The 17,104-nt window shown below is 68.4% G+C and carries 17 protein-coding genes; 5 read left to right on the top strand and 12 right to left on the bottom strand.

What is annotated here, in order from left to right; all coding sequences use genetic code 11:
• Positions 1 to 12: 12 nt before the first annotated feature.
• A complete protein-coding gene (locus ABZS29_RS15455) occupies positions 13 to 777 on the bottom strand; it encodes a phytanoyl-CoA dioxygenase family protein (RefSeq protein WP_355462278.1) in 765 nt (254 codons plus the stop codon).
• 108 nt (positions 778 to 885) lie between these two features.
• Between ABZS29_RS15455 and ABZS29_RS15450 the strand changes: the two genes are divergently transcribed.
• Positions 886 to 1,521 carry an AraC family transcriptional regulator gene (locus ABZS29_RS15450; protein WP_355462276.1) on the top strand — a complete coding sequence of 212 codons (636 nt, stop codon included), beginning with the start codon at positions 886 to 888 and terminating at the stop codon, positions 1,519 to 1,521.
• A gap of 14 nt (positions 1,522 to 1,535) precedes the next feature.
• Positions 1,536 to 2,081, top strand: a complete 546-nt coding sequence (locus tag ABZS29_RS15445; RefSeq protein ID WP_355462275.1) for an NUDIX hydrolase family protein — start codon at positions 1,536 to 1,538, stop codon at positions 2,079 to 2,081.
• Positions 2,082 to 2,091: 10 nt separating this feature from the next.
• On the opposite strand, the gene ABZS29_RS15440 is transcribed toward ABZS29_RS15445, so the two are convergent.
• Complete coding sequence (locus tag ABZS29_RS15440) at positions 2,092 to 2,829, bottom strand: SDR family oxidoreductase (protein WP_355462274.1); 738 nt, start codon at positions 2,827 to 2,829, stop codon at positions 2,092 to 2,094.
• 101 nt (positions 2,830 to 2,930) lie between these two features.
• On the opposite strand from ABZS29_RS15440, the gene ABZS29_RS15435 reads away from it, so the two are divergent.
• Positions 2,931 to 3,761: a helix-turn-helix transcriptional regulator gene (locus ABZS29_RS15435; RefSeq protein ID WP_355462273.1), complete on the top strand. Its 831-nt coding sequence runs from the start codon at positions 2,931 to 2,933 to the stop codon at positions 3,759 to 3,761.
• Positions 3,762 to 4,051: 290 nt separating this feature from the next.
• On the opposite strand, the gene ABZS29_RS15430 is transcribed toward ABZS29_RS15435, so the two are convergent.
• The 6 genes from ABZS29_RS15430 to ABZS29_RS15405 all read right to left on the bottom strand — a co-directional run bounded on the left by ABZS29_RS15430 (position 4,052) and on the right by ABZS29_RS15405 (position 12,253).
• The gene (locus ABZS29_RS15430; protein ID WP_355462271.1) at positions 4,052 to 4,387 is read right to left on the bottom strand and encodes a hypothetical protein; all 336 of its coding nucleotides are present in this window, start codon (positions 4,385 to 4,387) and stop codon (positions 4,052 to 4,054) included.
• A gap of 39 nt (positions 4,388 to 4,426) precedes the next feature.
• A complete protein-coding gene (locus tag ABZS29_RS15425; RefSeq protein WP_355462269.1) occupies positions 4,427 to 5,101 on the bottom strand; it encodes a DUF429 domain-containing protein in 675 nt (224 codons plus the stop codon).
• Positions 5,102 to 5,324: 223 nt separating this feature from the next.
• The gene (locus ABZS29_RS15420; RefSeq protein ID WP_355462267.1) at positions 5,325 to 6,272 is read right to left on the bottom strand and encodes an alpha/beta hydrolase; all 948 of its coding nucleotides are present in this window, start codon (positions 6,270 to 6,272) and stop codon (positions 5,325 to 5,327) included.
• A 69-nt stretch (positions 6,273 to 6,341) separates the two neighbouring features.
• The gene (locus tag ABZS29_RS15415) at positions 6,342 to 9,683 is read right to left on the bottom strand and encodes a CARDB domain-containing protein (RefSeq protein ID WP_355462265.1); all 3,342 of its coding nucleotides are present in this window, start codon (positions 9,681 to 9,683) and stop codon (positions 6,342 to 6,344) included.
• Between the two features lie 184 nt (positions 9,684 to 9,867).
• Positions 9,868 to 11,652 carry a DEAD/DEAH box helicase gene (locus tag ABZS29_RS15410; protein WP_355463194.1) on the bottom strand — a complete coding sequence of 595 codons (1,785 nt, stop codon included), beginning with the start codon at positions 11,650 to 11,652 and terminating at the stop codon, positions 9,868 to 9,870.
• Between the two features lie 112 nt (positions 11,653 to 11,764).
• Positions 11,765 to 12,253, bottom strand: a complete 489-nt coding sequence (locus ABZS29_RS15405) for a Uma2 family endonuclease (RefSeq protein WP_355462263.1) — start codon at positions 12,251 to 12,253, stop codon at positions 11,765 to 11,767.
• Positions 12,254 to 12,369: 116 nt separating this feature from the next.
• On the opposite strand from ABZS29_RS15405, the gene ABZS29_RS15400 reads away from it, so the two are divergent.
• Complete coding sequence (locus ABZS29_RS15400) at positions 12,370 to 12,633, top strand: DUF3039 domain-containing protein (protein WP_355462261.1); 264 nt, start codon at positions 12,370 to 12,372, stop codon at positions 12,631 to 12,633.
• 9 nt (positions 12,634 to 12,642) lie between these two features.
• Here the strand turns inward: ABZS29_RS15400 and ABZS29_RS15395 are convergent, their stop codons facing one another.
• Genes ABZS29_RS15395 through ABZS29_RS15385 form a run of 3 tightly spaced genes read right to left on the bottom strand, consistent with a single transcriptional unit; the run spans position 12,643 to position 14,998 of the window.
• Positions 12,643 to 13,200, bottom strand: a complete 558-nt coding sequence (locus ABZS29_RS15395) for a YqgE/AlgH family protein (protein WP_355462259.1) — start codon at positions 13,198 to 13,200, stop codon at positions 12,643 to 12,645.
• Positions 13,197 to 13,571: a VanZ family protein gene (locus tag ABZS29_RS15390; protein ID WP_355462257.1), complete on the bottom strand. Its 375-nt coding sequence runs from the start codon at positions 13,569 to 13,571 to the stop codon at positions 13,197 to 13,199. Before ABZS29_RS15390 ends, ABZS29_RS15395 begins: the two co-directional genes overlap by 4 nt.
• On the bottom strand, positions 13,568 to 14,998 hold the full coding sequence (locus ABZS29_RS15385) for an NAD-dependent malic enzyme (protein WP_355462256.1): 1,431 nt from the start codon (positions 14,996 to 14,998) through the stop codon (positions 13,568 to 13,570). Before ABZS29_RS15385 ends, ABZS29_RS15390 begins: the two co-directional genes overlap by 4 nt.
• A gap of 104 nt (positions 14,999 to 15,102) precedes the next feature.
• On the opposite strand from ABZS29_RS15385, the gene ABZS29_RS15380 reads away from it, so the two are divergent.
• Positions 15,103 to 16,095, top strand: a complete 993-nt coding sequence (locus ABZS29_RS15380; RefSeq protein ID WP_355462255.1) for a LacI family DNA-binding transcriptional regulator — start codon at positions 15,103 to 15,105, stop codon at positions 16,093 to 16,095.
• On the opposite strand, the gene ABZS29_RS15375 is transcribed toward ABZS29_RS15380, so the two are convergent.
• Positions 16,092 to 17,099: a substrate-binding domain-containing protein gene (locus tag ABZS29_RS15375; protein ID WP_355462253.1), complete on the bottom strand. Its 1,008-nt coding sequence runs from the start codon at positions 17,097 to 17,099 to the stop codon at positions 16,092 to 16,094. The genes ABZS29_RS15380 and ABZS29_RS15375 overlap by 4 nt on opposite strands.
• Positions 17,100 to 17,104 lie beyond the last annotated feature (5 nt).

The raw sequence follows: 17,104 nt of genomic DNA, 5'->3' as shown, positions 1-17,104 counted from the left end.
CCTCACTTTAGGTCATGACACCCGCGGGAACCGGGCGTGGTCCAACGATGTACCCGGCGTCATGCCGAGGCCGTCGCTGACCACGTGAGCACCTCCGGTGTAGGTCGTCTCCGCGTCGATGAAGATCGTCACGTGGGCGATCCGCGGGTCGTCGGTGAGGTTCGGGGTCGCGGAGTGCGCGAGGTAGGCGTTGTGGAAGGTGCAGTCGCCGGCTCGGAGCGGGATCGTCAGCCGCTGCTCCCAGCGCAGATCCGGCGCGACGCGGAAGAGGTCGTCGCGGTCGGCAAGGTCCTGAGCCCGCAGCCCGTGGTGATCGTGCGAGCCGGGGATGAACGTCATGCACCCGCGCTCAACCGGTACGTCGACCAGCGCCACCCACGCGGACAGCGAGTGCCGCGAACCGCTGTGCGGCCAGTACGGCGCGTCCTGATGAAACTCGGTCGCGGCGCCGTTGTGCGGCGGTTTGATCAGCAGGTGGTCGTGCCAGATCCGCAGCGGTACGCCGGCCAGCGCGGTCGCCGCCTTGGCGAGGTTGGGGTGCAGGGTGAGGTCTTTCAGTACGGCGTTCTGCTGCCAGACGTTGACGTACTGATTGAAGATCGCCGAGCTCGGCGCGTAGTCGCTCGCGATCCCGCTCTCCGCGATCGCCGCGTCGCGGAACCGGGCTGCCTCGTCGGCCGTGATGATGTTGCGGATTCGCACCACGCCGTCCCGGCGGTAGGCTGAAATGGTCTCTTCGTCGACAATCGCGGTCGGCACCGGCTCAGTAGTCGTCATCGATAACTCCTCGAAAGCTGTTGTCTGCAAGGCATCTTCAGCCTCGCCGCTCACCTGACTCCGGCACCAGACGATCCCTCACCAGTCCTTGACCAGAAATGACCTCGGATGCACAAGATCCTCACCAACGAAGTCTTCCCCGACCCGCGGTTGCCGGTCGCCGGCGAGCTGGTCGAGTTGACGGCCGACGTCGCTCCGCACAGCCACGCCTTCTTCGAGATCGCGGTCGTGGTCGGCGGGAGCGGCGTACATGTGTCGGCGGACGGGTCGCGGGAACTGTCGGCCGGCTCGGTGGTGGTGCTGCGGCCCGGACAGTGGCACGGGTACTCGGACTGCTCCGGGTTGGTCGTCCGGAACGCCTACCTCGGGACGGACGTCTTCGGGCTGCTCTCGGGCTCTCTCGGACCCGGCGGGCCGACCCCGCATCCAGCTGTCCAGCATGCGATGCGCTTGCTCGAGGCGGACCTCGCCACCACCTGGACCCTCGACCGCCTCGCCGCGGCCGTGAACCTCGCTCCCGGCTACCTCGTCCGCCTCTTCGGCCGTGCCGTCGCCACCTCCCCGATGGCCTACCTGCAACGGATCCGCGCCGAACGCGCCGCCGGCCTCCTGATCGAGACCGAACTCCCGATCGCCACCATCGGAGCCCTCGTCGGCTGGCCCGATCCCAGCCACGCCACCCGCCGCTTCCGCGCCCATTTCGGTCTGAGTCCAACCCGCTACCGAGAGGCATTTCGGCCGTAGGTAAAGATGTGCGGGTGACTTCCGTGCGTACGCCTGACCCGAACCCTGGCTGGCTGTCCGACCTGGCCCTGCAGGAGACCCGCTCGCGGGTCCCGATCCTGTACGTCGAGGCCGTGCCGGCCCGCGTCGACTCGGGCGGGAACATCGAGCATGTCGGAGTCCTGCTCCGCGGCTCGACCCAGACGAACCAGATCGTCCGGACCCTGGTCTCCGGCCGCGTCTTCCACGGCGAGACCATCCGCGACGCTCTCCAGCGCAACATCGAGAAGGACCTCGGCCCGGCCGCCTTCCCGCGGCTCCCGGTCAGCCCGGTCCCGTTCACGGTCGCCGAGTACTTCCCGCTCCCGGGCCTGACCCCGCTGCACGACCCGCGTCAGCACGCCGTCGCGCTGGTGTACGTCGTACCGGTGACGGGCGAGTGCAACCCCCGCCAGGACGCCCTCGAGCTCACCTGGCTCACCCCGGAGGAAGCCCTCGCCCCGTCCCTGCTGGCGGACCTCGAAGGCGGCCGCGGCCAGCTGCTCAAGCAGGCGCTGGCCTGGTCCGGCGTACTCAGCTAGTTCGGTTCGGCTACCACGGGAGCTGGCCCTCTTCGGCGTGCACCTGGCCGGTGGGGCCGTCGGCGTCGAGGGTGGCCAGCCGGACTGCCACGGCGGCACCCTGGGCCGGCGTACGGGCGGCCTCCCAGCCGCCCATGTCGGTCGCGCAGTTGCCGGGGTCGGCGGCGTTGACGACGATGCCCGTACCGCGGAGTTCGTTGGCGAGCATGACGGTCGCCATGTTCACCGCCGCCTTGGTCGCGTTGTACGCGAACGTGCGCCTGGTCGACATCCGCGAGCTCGGATCGCCGACCAGCGTGAACGACGCCAGCGACGTCGACAGGTTGACCACTCGCGCCCGCTCCGCCTTCCGCAACAACGGCAGCAGCGCCTGCGTCACTGCGACCAGTCCGACGACGTTCGTCTCGAAGGCTGTCCGCAGTACGTCCGGATCGATCTCCGACACCGCACTGTCCTCGGCCGGGAGGATCGCCGCGTTGTTGATCAGCACGTCCAGGCGGCCGTGGTTGTTCGCGATCGTGTCCGCAGCGGCCTGAACTGACTTCGGGTCGGTCACGTCGAGCTGGATCGCGCGCAGGTCGGGCCCGCCGCCTGCCGCCTCGTTGAGTTCCGCAGCTGCCTGTTGTCCGCGACCCAAGTCGCGCGAGCCGACCAGCACTCGATAACCCGCCTCTGCGAGCTGCCGCGCGATCTCCTTGCCGATGCCCTTGTTGGCGCCCGTGACGAGCGCGATCTTCTTCTCAGTCATGTCTCTCAGGCTGCTGTGCCGGCGGCCCGCGTGGCAGAGCGAGCCGACCCTGGGACCGGCGGTCCCTGTTTAGGCTTCGGTCCTGCTGCGACCATGGAGGCGTGGACCGAGCACAGTTGGCAGAGTTCCTGCGGGTACGGCGCGAGCGCCTCACCCCCGCCGACGTAGGCCTCCCCGCCGGCCTCCGCCGCCGTACGCCAGGCCTGCGCCGCGAGGAAGTCGCCGCCCTGGCCACCATGTCCACCGACTACTACACCCGCCTCGAACAGGCCCGCGCTCCCCGCCCCTCCCGCCCCGTCCTCACCGGCCTGGCCCGAGCCCTCCGCCTCACCGACGACGAACGAGCCCACCTCTTCCGCCTCGCCGGCGAACAACCCGGTCCGCCCCCAGGCCCACCCACCGACGTCCGCGATGGCGTGCTGCGGATGCTCGGTCGGCTCGACATCCCCGGGATCGTCCTCGACGCGAAGTACGACGTACTGGCGTGGAACCGGCAGGCCGCCGCGTTGCTCGGTGACTTCTCAGCCCTCGTGCCGCGCGACCGCAACCTCCTGCGCCAACGCTTCCTGCACAGCGGCGAGGTGCGCTTCAGTCCCGAAGCCACACTCGAGTTCGCCCGCGAGGCGGCCGCCGACCTACGAGCCGCCTCCGCCACCTACCCCGACGACCCCGGCCTCGCCCGCCTGATCGCCGACCTCCTGGCCGGAAGTCCTGAATTCGCCGACCTCTGGTCGCAACACGAGGTAGCCCGCCAGCAGACGCTGTGCCAGACCGTGCTGCATCCGGAGGTCGGCCGGATCGATGTGGTGTGCGAGATTCTCGTGGTGCCCGATCGGGATCAGCGGGTGGTGCTTTACACCGCCGAACCTGGTTCACCGTCGGAGCAGGCCCTCCGGCTGCTGGACGTGATCGGCACCCAGTCGCTCGCTTGATCCCCCACGCGGTTGGCTACGTCGGACCGCCAGGCCATCACAAATGCTCCGATCGCCGACGCCCACGCGGGGGCGGGCCGAGAGCATCCAGTTGTGATGGCTCTGGGGTCCGCATCACCGGACGCCCGTCACCCACTGAGTCGAATGGGCTGGTGGATAGTCGGCGGGGTTCCGCGGTGGCCGTGCCGGCATCTCGCGCCGAGCCGACTGAGCGCCGTACAAGCCACGTCGTTAGACGGTACTTTTTCGTCAAATGGCGCCGATTTATTACCGCACTACGACGGGCGGCCCTACATCTCCTGCGGGTCGAAGATCACCAGACCGTGCTTCTCCGCCAGGACCGCCGCGTACTCCGCAACCTCGCCGGCATACTCGAACTTCACCCCGAACGGGAACAGATCACCCACCGCATCCGCGATCAACGGCTCGACCGCCCAAGGGCCGCCAGCCGACGCTTCCGGCCACCGATCCAGCAATGCGTTCGCGAACTCGACCAGCCGCGGATTCGGCGGTGTCTCGTCGTCGTCGTTGTCTTCCTGGAGCTCCATCAGCTCCTCGTAGAGCTCCTCCAACGCATCAGCATCCGCCGGCCGCTCCCCCGCCCACACCACCAAGTCATAGCTCATAGGCCAGATCCTCACACCCATTGGGCTTACCTGCGGCCGTCAGGCCCAGATGGCCGCTTGATCCTCACTCACGGATGCATCGCGGGCCGGGTACGACACCGCTCGGCCTGCCGCGAACCGTGCTGCCGTCCACGAGGCGGCGGCCGCGTCGAGCACATCGTCGACGGCCGCGACCGATCCGACGTATCCCAGGTCCGACGGCACGATCACGCCGACGTCCCGCAGCAACTGCCGACGGTGCTCGATGCCGGCCCAGGTCGACTTCGGGTGCGGAAGCGGGCTACCTGCCATCGTGGCGAAGCACAGCTCCGGATGCACCTCGATCACGGGCCGATCGGTTCTCCGTGCCCACCCATCGACGTCGAGGATCCGCTCCCGCAGCGCGAACGCTTGGCGGCTGATCGACTTACCGGTGATCCGGATACTCGCCGCGCAGGCCTCGCGGTAGTCGTCGGTCTCCAGCGCCTGCCGGACGGGTGTTCCGAACACGGACGACGCACGCCGCCCGACCAGCCCACGCACGAGCAGATCAGCCGGTCTCGGCCCGCTGCTCGACAGCCCGATCGGGATGTCGATCGCCACCACGGCCAGACCGCTGTCCCTCTCGGCGGCAGACACCAACGCATCGATCGTCGCCCCGAAGTACGCGCGCAGATCGTCGGTGATCCCGATCCAGCCCTTCTTACAGGCGTCCACACCAAGGACTCGGCCCATTCGTCCTCCTTAGGTTGCCGCGCAATATCGGCTACGCATCGGCTGGTCCGAAGTTCACAGCCATGCTGCATTCTCACGCAGAGTTCGCCCTGTCGCCCGTGGAGTTCCAGCTCTCCAGGCGGTCGCTCGCAACAAACCCGGTTGGACGGAGAAGCCGGGATGCCGGTGTACGACGGCCTCTCGCCATCACCACGCTTCCTCCGGGTGTAGTCGGTCGCGGGGGTTAGACGCGGGCGACCAGCTGTTCTATGGCGGCGGCTACTTCGTTCGGGGCTGAGATGAGGGTCAGGTGGCCTTGGTTGGGGAGGATTGTGGGTGGGGGTGCGCCGATGCGGGTGGCGGTTTGTTCGGCGGAGCCGCCTTGGTTGTCGAGGGCACCGAAGAGGACCGCTTTCGGAAGGGGGAGGTTCTTGAGGAGGGCGAGGCGGTCGGGTTGGACTGAGGGGAAGTCGCGGCCGACCATTTGCCACAGGGCTTTTTCGGCGCCGGGCTGGCGGAAGGGGCGCGTCCAGACTTGGACCTCGTCGTGGGTCAGCGGGGCGCAGCGGTTGGCGCAGGCGTTGTTGTAGACGCTGCGGATGAGGCGGTCGGAGCCCAGGGCCAGGCGGAGGGCGGTGGTTCGGTAGGGGTCGACGATGAGGGTGTTGACGAGGGCTCGGGGTGGGCCGCCGCCGGGGAGCGGGAGGCCGTCGCCGTCGAGGAACATGACGCCGCCGATGCGAGCGGGTTGTTCGAGAGCGGCCTCGGCCACGACACCGGCGCCCAGGGAGTGGCCGACGAGGACGGGCTTCACCAGTTTCATCGCGTCGACGAAGCCGAGGAGCTGGGCGGCCAAGTGCTCGATCGTGTACGGCGCTTTGCGCTCGCTGTAGCCGTAGCCGGTGATGTCGTACGCGTAGACGCGGTGGTTGCGAGCGAGGATCGGCACAAGCGCCGACCACGATTCGACCGACTCGGCCGACCCATGCACGAGCACGACCGGCGATCCCGTCGTACCCCACGACTCGTACCTGGTCTGCAGGTCCGCGGTCTGGACGAAGCGCAGTCCCGGTGGCGGCAGAGCTCGCTCGCGGGTGGCGAAGTTGTAGGTGAACGAGGCTCCGGTGACGACGAGCCAGATCACCACCAGTACGACGAAGATTCGCCGCAGCACCCGCACGAGCCGCTTCACGGGTCAAGTTTGGCGGACGGGTCCAAAGGCCTCGCACTCCGGGGCAGCGGAGTGCGAGGCCGAGGCGGACTACTGCCCGGTGAAGGTGAAGCTGGAGCCGGGCTCCTTGAAGATGTCGCCGTCACGCGAGTTCGTGATGACGACGTTGTTCAGGGTCGCGCTGCCGCGGGCGCCGCCCATGGCGAGGATGCCGGAACCGTTGTTGGACTTGTCGATGCGGAGGTTGGTGAGCTGGACGTTCGGCATCTCACCGCCGCCGGTCTTGAACTGGATGCCGTCGTACGTCGAGTCATAGATCTCCGTGTCGCGGATCGTGACCCCGGGGATCGGGAGGTTCGACGGGAACAGCGTGATCGCGCCGAACTCCTGGTCCTCGTTCCAGAAGGCGCCGCCGCAGCGGTAGAGCGCGTTGTTGGCGATCAGCGTGGTGCCGGAGAACGGCAGTGGGTCGTGGTCGGTCGCCAGCATGATGCCGGGGTAGTTCATCGTGTCGTAGATCAGGTTGTTCTCGATCTTGTTGCCGTAGCCGCCGTAGATCGCGATGCCGTTGGCGCGCCAGGGCAGCTGGACCGTGTTGTTGGTGAACGAGTTGTCGTGACCGACATCGACCGCCTGATCCTTGACATACTTGTTGGCCCAGACCGCCAGCGCGTCGTCGCCGGTGGTGCGGAACGACGAGTTGAAGACCTTGGAGTTCCTGGTGCCGTTGGAGAAGTTGATGCCGTCGGCGTAGGTGTCGCGGATCCGCATCCCGGAGAACTCGAGCCCGTCGGCCGGACCCCAGAGGTCGGGGATGTTGTCGTAGTCGCGGCCGACCCAGACACCGACGTTGGCGTGCTCGATCCAGACGTTGGTGATCTTGGTACCGGTACCGAACCGGCCGTTCAGGCCGACGCCGCCCTCGGCGTTGCCGTCACCGCCGCGGATCCGGCCGGAGCCGAAGATCGCGATGTCCGACAGCTGCACGTTCTTGTCGATATCGAAGCCGAAGTTGCCTTCGTGCGGGTGGTTGATGCCGCCGGCGTTCTGCGGCTCGATGGTCGAGTAGAGCTGTGAGTACCACATGCCCGCACCGCGGATGGTGGCGTTGCTGATCCCGACCTGGTTGAACTGACCGCGGTTCAGCGGGTCGTCGGTGAGGATCTTCTTCTCCTGCCGCCACTGGCCTTCCGGGATCCAGACGCAGCTGATCACGCCGTTCTGGTCGTCGGTGACCGCACGCTGGATCGCGTCGGCGTCGTCGATACCGTCGTTCGGGACCGCGCCGTACTGCGTGATCGACGTACAACCGGTTGGTTGGTTGAGGGCGGGAGCGACCTGCTCGAGGTCGATCGAGTCGACGATGTAGTACGACGCCGTGTCGCCGGAGTCGCGCTGCAACTTGAACTTCGTTCCGGCCGGGTACGACGTACCGAGCAGGGCATGCGCTTCGTCGAAGAGCCGGCGGGCGTCGCCGCCCGGGGTGTTGGTGAGCGCCTCGGGTCCGTCGCTGTTGCCGTAGAGCCAGCTGTGGTGCGACGACAGGTTCAGCTTCTGCTTGAAGGTGCCGTTGACGTACAGGCTGATAGTTGCCTCAAGCCCCTGCCCGTTGGCCGAGTCGGGGATCGAGTTGCGGACGACGATCGAGTTGGTCGGCACGGTCGACGTGAACTCGACGTACTGACCGGTCGAGGCGAGCCGGACCGACTGCCGGCCGGACGATTCGGTCGCGAAGTTGGTGTGCCCGAAGGTCCGCAGCGGATTCGAGGTCAGCAGTGCGCCCGTGTACGCCGCTGCCTCCGCCTCGTACGACGTGTACGGTACGGCGGCCCCGCGGCCGACCACGATCGCCTTGGTGAACGTGTTGTTGTTCTCGTTGGTCTCGGCCACCGCACCGGCAGCGTCGGCCGTGGCGACCAGGTTGGCGCCGCCGTTCACCGCGGTCCACGTGCCCGACAGCGCGACGTTCACCGTGGCTCCGGCCGCAATCGTGCCGGTCGCGCCGTTCAATGTCGTGGAGCCGACGACCAGCCGCGTCGTACTGGCTCCGGCTGCCGTCGTACCACGGTTGTTCACGGCAACTGTGAACGAGACAGCAGCACCCGGCGCCGGGTTGGACGGGTTCGAGGTGACACCAGTGATCAGGAGGTCCGGGCCAGGAGCCTGGGCGACCTGCAGTTGGCTGGTGGCCTGGAGCGTGTTGTTCGTTTCGCTCTGCTCCGTGACCGCGTTGCCGGCGTCGGCGACCGCCGCGACGGTGTAGCTGCCTTGCGGCTTCGTTCCGGCGTTAGCCGTGACGGTGGTCGAGGCTCCGGCGGCGAGTGCGCCGACGGACGCCGTACCGGCGACGGAACCGCCGATGAGGAAGTTCAGGCTGCTGGCGGGCGCGGCCGCCGTACCGGTGTTCTTGACCGTGGCCGAGAGCGTGATCGGCGTGGTCTCGGACGGGCTAGCCGGGGACCAGCTGACCGCGGTGACGACCAGGTCCGGGTTGGGAGCCGCGGCGCCGAAGACCTGGAACTCTGCGACCTGGCCGCCGGGGGCACCGGTGTTGGAGAAGACCTGCAGCCGTACGTCGGCGTACCGGCCGGTGACCGGGATCGTGACGACGTTGCCGCTGGTGAACTGGTAGTCCGCACGGGCCTTGATCGAGGTGAACGCGGTCGCGGACTGCTCACGGCCGAGGACCTCGATGCTCTGGGTGCGAGCGCCCCAGGCAGAGTCGGGGTTGAGCTTGACGACCACCGAGCTGAGGTCGGCGTTGGCGCCGAGCTTGGCGGTCAGGGTCGCCGGGAAGCCGTTCGACTCCCAATAGCTGGCGATGTTGCCGTCGTTCGCGTTGGTGGCGACGAAGTTGAAGACCGCGCTGGAGGCTTCGATCGGCTTGTTCGCGGCGAGGTCGGTGCCGGTCGGCGGGTCGACCGGTCCGCTGCCGGGCCCGGCCAGGTCGAACTCCGAGAGCTGAGCGGCCGGCCAGCCGGTGTTCGCGGTGAAGTTCAGCCGGACGTAGCGCGCCGAGGTGGTGCTGAAGTCGATGGTGACCACGTTGGTGCCGGTGAAGTTGTACGCCGTCCCGGTGACGATCGTGCCGTACGTCGTCCCGTTCGTGCTGCCCTGGATCGACAGCGTCTGGGTGCGGGCGCCCCAACCGGTCGGCAGCTTCAGGGTGACCTGGTTGACGTCGGTGGTGGAGCCCAGATCGGCCTGGATCCACTGCGGGAACGCGTTGTTGCTGCTCTCCCAGTACGTGCTCTGGTTGCCGTCACCGGCGTTGGTGCTGGGGTATCCCCCGACCGAACTGCTGGATGACAAGGTCTTGGCGAGGTTGGCGGTCACGGCCGCGGTCGCAGCAGGCACCAGACCCACTGCGACCACCACCGCCACCAGGACCCCGGTCAGGATCCGGCGGACAGGACTTCTCTTCCCTTGCATAAGGGCTCCTCCGTCAGAGGGCGGATACGACGGACAGCACCGTGTGATCTGAAATTTTCACCAGCTTGCCAATTTCTTGCACGACGGTAGTCGCATGTTGCAGCACCTCGTCCGAGAGGTCAACAGCTCGCGCACGCCAAAACACCCCACCCCGGAGCCCGGGCGGGGTGTCAGCGGGAAGAGATCAGGCGCGGCGCTGGCTGGCCCAGTCGCGGATCAGCTCGATCCGCTCCTTCAGCTGGGTGGAAGACGCCTGGGCGGCCGCAGGACCGCCGAGTTTGCGGCGGAGGTCGTTGTGGATGACGCCGTGCGGCTGGCCGGTGCGGTGGTGCCAGGCGGCGACCAGGCCGTTGAGCTCGCGGCGCAGCAGCGCGATCTGCTCGTGGGTGGCGAGCTCGGTGGGCGTCGGGTCCTCACGCTCGTTGGTGCCGCGTTGCGACTTCTTCTGCGCGGCGATCGACTTCGCCTGCCGCTTGCGCAGCAGGTCGCGCACCTGGTCGGGCTCCAGCAGGCCAGGGAGCCCGAGGAAGTCCAGCTCCTCGTCGGAGGCTTGATCCCCACCGGTCCCGTAGTCACCGCCGTCGAAGACGACCCGGTCGAAACTCGCATCCGACCCGAGCGCCTCGAACTTCGCGTCCAGCTCGTCGCTGGCGCCCTCGGCCTCGTTCGCCTTCTTCAGCAGGTCGTCTTCGAGGGCGAAGATGTCGCCGTCCTCTCCTGTGTTCTTGCGGCCGAGGACGTGGTCGCGCTCGACCTCCATCTCGGCGGCGAAACTCAGCAGCCGGGTCACCGACGGCACGAAGACCGACGCCGTCTCACCCCGCTTCCGGGCTCGCACGAATCGCCCGACCGCCTGCGCGAAGAACAGCGGCGTCGAGGTCGGTGTCGCGTAGACCCCGACCGCCAGCCGCGGCACGTCGACACCTTCGGAGACCATCCGGACCGCGACCATCCACCGCGACTCGTCCGCGGAGAACTTCGCGATCTTCTTGCTCGCCGCCTTCTCGTCGGACAGTACGACGGTCGGCGCCTCGCCGGTGATCTCCCGCAAGGTCTTGGCGTACGCCCGGGCGGAGTTCTGATCGCCCGAGATCACCAGCCCGCCGGCATCCGGCATGTGCCGCCGCACCTCGGTCAGCCGCTTGTCCGCGGCAGCCAGTACGGCGCCCATCCACTCGCCAGTGGGGTCGAGCGCGGTCCGCAGCGCCTGCGCGGTCAGATCCTTGGTCAGCGGCTCACCCAACCGCGCCGCGACCTCGTCTCCGGCCTTGGTCCGCCACCGCATCTCACCGGAGTACGACATGAAGATCACCGGCCGTACGACGTGGTCGCGCAGCGCGTGGCCGTAGCCGTACGTGTAGTCGGCCTTGCTCCTCAGCTGCCCGTCCGGCCCGTGCTCGTACGTGACGAACGGAATCGGGTTGTCGTCGCTGCGGAACGGCGTACCGGTCAGGCACAAGCGGCGCGCGGCGGGCTCGAACGCCTCCCGCACCCCCTCACCCCAGCTGAGCGCGTCGCCGCCGTGGTGCACCTCGTCCAGGATCACCAGCGTCTTGAACCGCTCGGTCCGGACCCGGAACGCCAGCGGGTTCACCGCGACGCCTGCATAGGTCACCGCGACCCCGGTGAAGTCCTGGTTGGTCTTCCCGCGCCGCCCGGCGAAGGCGGGATCGATCGCGATCCCCGCTCGGTCCGCCGCCTCGGCCCACTGCACCTTCAGGTGCTCGGTCGGCGTCACCACCGTGATCCGGTCGATCTGCCGCCGCTGCAGCAGCTCCGCAGCCACGGTCAGCGCGAAGGTCGTCTTTCCCGCTCCAGGCGTCGCGACCGCCAGGAAGTCACGCGGATTGGTCTCCATGTACAACGTGAGCGCCTCCGCCTGCCAGGCCCGCAGCTTGCTCGCGGTACCCCAAGCAGCACGGTCCGGATAGGCCGGAGGAAGCACGCCGGACGAGCCGGGCACGTGCATTTCCACAGGCGGAACTCCCCCGAATCGACGACAGGTAAGCCGTACAGGAACGTTACCCGAGATCACCGACAGAACAGATTCGCCGCCGCGACGGTCACCTCGAACGGACTCGTCAGCGTTGCCGTTTCGTCGCCGGTGACCTTCGCGACCTGCACGTATGCCCCGTCTTGCAGTTCCCACGCAATGAGACTCGGCGTGTCGGGATCCACCAGTACGCCGCCACACCCGCCTGCTCGTACCGATGGAACCTCACGTGCAGGTCGATCCACCGGGTGTTCGTGGTCAGCACCTCCACGATCAGATCCGGAGCCACCGGCAGATCACGCTCCGTGTACGCGGCGCGGGGTGCCACCACGAGGTCAGGTCGAACCACGGTGTCCGCAGCCAACACCACGTCGAACGGTCCGTGAAGCACAAGATCACCACTCCTCCGCGCCTCATGGAGGCAGACGCTGAGTTCCCCGACCGCGGATTGGTGGGCGAGCGTGGGGACTGGGGTCAGAAGCAGGCAACCGTCGATCAGTTCGTGCCTGCGCCCGTCTTCGGGCCAAGCATCGAGGTCCGCTCGGGTCAGGGGGCGGCTCCACGGGAGTGTGTTCATGGATTCGATGGTGGTTTCCGAGGCGAGCGCCGTACAGGGCAGATGGGGTGCTGCCCCGGGATGCCCCGGCTGTGGATAACTGCCCTTGGGCTGGTGGGGCGGCTTACACTCGGGGCATGAGTACGCAGTTGAGTCCGGGAGCGGACACCGTCGTCGATGAGCGGACCCAGCCTTTGGAGGGTGGGGACCATGAGCGGTTCTCGCACTACGTGCCGAAGGACAAGCTGACCGAGGCGATGGTGATGGGCACGCCGGTGGTCGCGTTGTGCGGCAAGGTGTGGGTGCCCAGCCGCGACCCGCAGAAGTTTCCGGTCTGCCCGGAGTGCCAGGAGATCTGGGACACGCTGAAGAACGACGAAGGTGACGGCGGCGGCGAGTAGCCGCCTGAGTCAGTTCTGCGTGGGGTCGTCGGGGTAGGTGGCCACGTAGGCCACCTCGTCGGTCTGGCGGCGCAGGACGCGGCGCCACAGCGTCTCCGGCTCCAGGCTGAACACGTCGTCGGGTTCGGACTCGACGACGTACCAGGCGCCCTCGGTGATCTCACCCTCGAGCTGCCCGGACGACCACCCGGCGTACCCGGCGAAGATCCGCATCCGCTGGATCGCGCCGGCCAGCAGCTCCGGCGGTACGTCGAGATCGACCAGACCGATCCGGCCGAAACACTCGCGCCAGCCGGGCGGGTCGGCGGAGTCGATCACCTCGGCGACGGCGAGCGCGCTGTCGGTGCCGACCGGGCCGCCCATGAAGAGCACACCGGGTTCGTTGACCGTGGCGGACCAGTCCGGGAGGACCCGGTCGACGGTCAGGTCGGCCGCGCGGTTCACGACCACTCCGAGCGCGCCGTCGTCGTCGTGATCGAGCAGCAGGATCACCGAACGGCGAAAGGGCGGCTCGTCCAGCAACGGGGTCGCCACCAGCAGTGAGCCGGTGAGGGTCGTGGCCGTCATACCCCCATCATGTCGTGCTCGCCGGTCCGGCGACCACGGACCACCCGGAAACCGGCCCACGCGCCGGCCGCGACACCGATCAGATCGGCCAGCGCGTCGTACGGATCGCCGTCGCGGTGCGGCAGCAGGTAGTGCTGCACGAACTCGCTGCCGATCGCGTTCAGCACCAGCGCACCGAGCAACCACCGAGCCGGTACGCCGACCTTCAGCCCGGTGAACGCGACCGCCGCGAACAGGCAGAAGTGCGCGACCTTGTCGATCCCCGGGATCCCGGTCGACGGACCGGCCTCCTCGGGCGAGTACACGCCGTACAGCTGCAGTGCGCAGGCCGCGACGAACGCGACCCGCCACACCCAGACCGACGACTTCACAGCACCGGCGAGTCGTCCGGGAACAGCTCCGCGGCCGGCGCCTTGCCGCCCGCGGCCTCCCGGACGGCGTGGGCGACCCGCTTGTGCACCTCGGGATGGAACACGCTCGGCACGATGTACGTCGCGTTCAGCTCGTCGTCCGTGACGACGCCGGCCAGCGCCTTGGCGGCCGCGAGCTCCATGTCGATCGACACCTTCGACGACTGCGCGTCGAGCAGACCGCGGAAGACGCCTGGGAAGACCAGCACGTTGTTGATCTGGTTCGGGTAGTCGCTGCGGCCGGTCGCGACCACGGCGGCGTGCTCGCCGGCCTCGGCCGGGTCGACCTCGGGCGTCGGGTTCGCCAGCGCGAAGACGATCGCCTTCTCGTTCATCGTGGCGATGTCCGCGCCGGTCAGGATGTTCGGCGCCGAGACCCCGATGAACACGTCGGCTCCAGCCAGCGCGCCCTTCAGGTCACCGCTGTACTGCGCCGCGTTGGTGTTCTCCGCGATCCAGCGCAGCTCCGGCGACAGGCCCTCGCGCTCGGTGTGGATGACGCCGCCGATGTCCGCGACGCAGGTGTCCTTCACGCCGGCCGCGATCAGCAGCTTGAGGATCGCCGTACCGGCCGCACCGGCGCCGGACAGGACCACCTTCACGTCGCTGATGTCCTTGCCGACCACACGCAGCGCGTTGTACAGCGCGCCCAGTACGACGACCGCCGTACCGTGCTGGTCGTCGTGGAAGACCGGAATGTCGAGCTCCTCGCGCAGCCGGGCCTCGATCTCGAAGCAGCGCGGCGCGGAGATGTCCTCCAGGTTGATCCCGGCGAAGCCCGGCGCGATCGCCTTGACGATCTCGACGATGGCGTCCGGGTCCTGGGTGTCCAGGCAGAGCGGCCAGGCGTCGATGTCGGCGAACCGCTTGAACAGCGCGGCCTTGCCCTCCATCACCGGCAGCGCGGCCTTCGGGCCGATGTTGCCGAGCCCGAGCACCGCCGAGCCGTCGGTGACGACGGCGACCGTGTTCCGCTTGATGGTCAGCCGGCGAGCGTCGTCGGGGTTCGCGGCGATCGCCAGGCAGACCCGCGCCACACCGGGCGTGTAGATCATCGAGAGGTCGTCGCGGTTGCGGATCGGGTGCTTGGCCTCCATCGAGATCTTCCCGCCGAGGTGCATCAGGAAGGTCCGGTCCGAGACCCGGCCGATCTCGACCCCCGGTACGGCGCGCATCGCCTCGACCAGCCGGCCGGCGTGCTCGGTGTCGGCGGCGGCACACGTCACGTCGATCCGCAGCCGCTCGTGGCCGGACGCGGTCACGTCGAGCGCACTGACCAGGCCACCGGCCTGCTCGACCGCGGTCGTCAGCTTGCTCACCGTCGAGCCGCCCGCGGGCACCTCGAGGCGAACGGTGATGGAGTACGAAACACTCGGCAAGGCAGTCACGCGGGTGATCCTCTCATGTCACTGGTAAGGCGCCGGAGTTCCGTAAGTAAAGTGCATGACAGGCCTCTGGGAAATCCATTACCCGAGCGGTTAGGGTGCGGACTGTGCCGACGATCAGTGATGTGGCTGCGCGGGCCGGAGTCTCGACCGCGACCGTGTCCCGGGCACTCAACGGCAAGGCGACCGTCGACCCGGAGCTGGCCGCGCGGGTGCGCCAGGCGGCGGACGAGCTCGGCTACCAGCCCAACGGCCCGGCCCGGAACCTGCGTCGTCAGGAAGCGGCCGTGGTCGCGCTGATCATCTCCGACGTCGAGAACCCGTTCTTCACCGCGATCGCCCGCGGGGTCGAGGACGTCGCGCACGAGGTCGGCTACTCGGTCGTGCTCTGCAACTCCGACGAGAGCGCCGAGAAGGAGAACCGCTACATCGACATCGCGATCCAGGAGCGGGTCGCCGGCGTCATCCTCTCCCCCAGCGGCCCGGCGTCCGGCGTCGCGAAACTCGCCGCCCGCGGTACGGCGTACGTCGCCATCGACCGCCCGCTCGCGGACCACGCCAGCGACCTGGTCCTCGTCGACACGCGGCTCGCCGCCGCCGAGGCGACCGCGCATTTGGTTGCCGAAGGCTACAAGCGGATCGGTTGCCTGAGCGGCCCGGCGGGCGTCCGGACCGCCGACGACCGCCTGGCCGGATACCGCGATGCTCTCCGCACGGCGAAGCACCGCGGCAGCACCCGGCTCGTCCGGCGGGCCGAGTACAAGGCGGCCGGTGCCCGCCGGGCCGCCCTCGACCTGCTGTCGCAACCCGAACCACCCGACGCGCTCCTGGTCGCCAACAACGCCATGGCCGTCGGTGTCCTCCAAGCCCTCCGCGAACTCACCCTCCGCCCCGGCCGGGACGTCGGCGTGGTCGCGTTCGACGACGCCCCGTGGGCCGAGCTGCTGGATCCCCCGTTGACCGTGGTCGCACAACCGGCGTACGAGATCGGGACGGTGGCGGCGCGGCTGTTGCTGGCGCGGATCGCCGACAACACCCGCCCGCCCACCGTCACCACCCTCGGCGCCCGCCTGATCGAACGCGCCAGCTCCCGACGCTAGCCGTTGGGGTTCTCCTCGGCGTAGATCTTGGCGGCGTTCGCCTTGTCGATCAGGCGGGTGGGGAGGATCTGGGATTTCTCGATCGCGCCGCAGTCGACCAGGATCTTCTTCGCGGCCGCGATCGCTTCCTTGCCGTTGGTCGGGTAGGTGAAGGTGGCGCTCAGCCGGCCCTGCTCGACCGCCTTGATGCCGCCGGACGGGATCGGCAGCGCGTCGATGCCGATGAACTTCATCTCCTTCTCCCGGCCGACCGCCTTCGCCGCCAGGTACGCACCCTCGGCCATCGGGTCGTTGTGCGCGTAGACGACGTCGATCTTCGGGTTCGCCTTGAGCAGCGCGTCCATCTGCGCCTGCCCCTTCTCGCGCAACCAGTCGCCGCTGGCGTCCGCGACGATCTTGATCTTCGGGTTCGTCTTGATCGCCTCGACGAAGCCCTGGTGCCGCTCGGCCTGCGGGGTCGCGCCGGCGAGGCCCTTCAGCTCCACGATGCTGCCGCCGTTCGGCAGCAGCTTCTCGGCGACGTACTTGCCGGCCTCGGAACCGATCTGCACGTTGTCGCCGCCGATGAAGCCGGTGTACGCGTCACCCTCGACCTTGCGGTCCAGCACGATCACCGGGATGCCCTTGTCGAACGCCTTCTTGACCACCGCAGTCAGCGGCTTGGCCTCGTTCGGGCTGATGATCAGCAGGTCGATCTGCTGGGTGATGTAGTTCTCGACGTCTGCCACCTGCTTGGCGTTGTCCTGCGCCGCGTCGGCGAACTTCACGTCGAACTGCGGCACCTCCTTCGCCGCCGCGCGGATGTCGTCGTCCATCCGCTGCCGGTACGGCTCGGCGACGTTCGCCTGGCTCATCCCGATCGTGTACTTGCCGTCGGCCCCCTTGCAGGACTTCGACGAGCCGGCCGACGGACTGTCCGACGTCCGGTCACTGGTCGTGCCGCAGCCCGCCAGCACCAGTGCGGCGACCGCCGCGGCGGCCAGCGAAATCTTCACAGAACGCATGGGAG

This window comes from Kribbella sp. NPDC005582, from assembly GCF_040605415.1.
Taxonomy (GTDB): domain Bacteria; phylum Actinomycetota; class Actinomycetes; order Propionibacteriales; family Kribbellaceae; genus Kribbella.
Note: the sequence above shows the minus strand (reverse complement) of the source record. Positions and strands in the feature narration are given on the sequence as shown.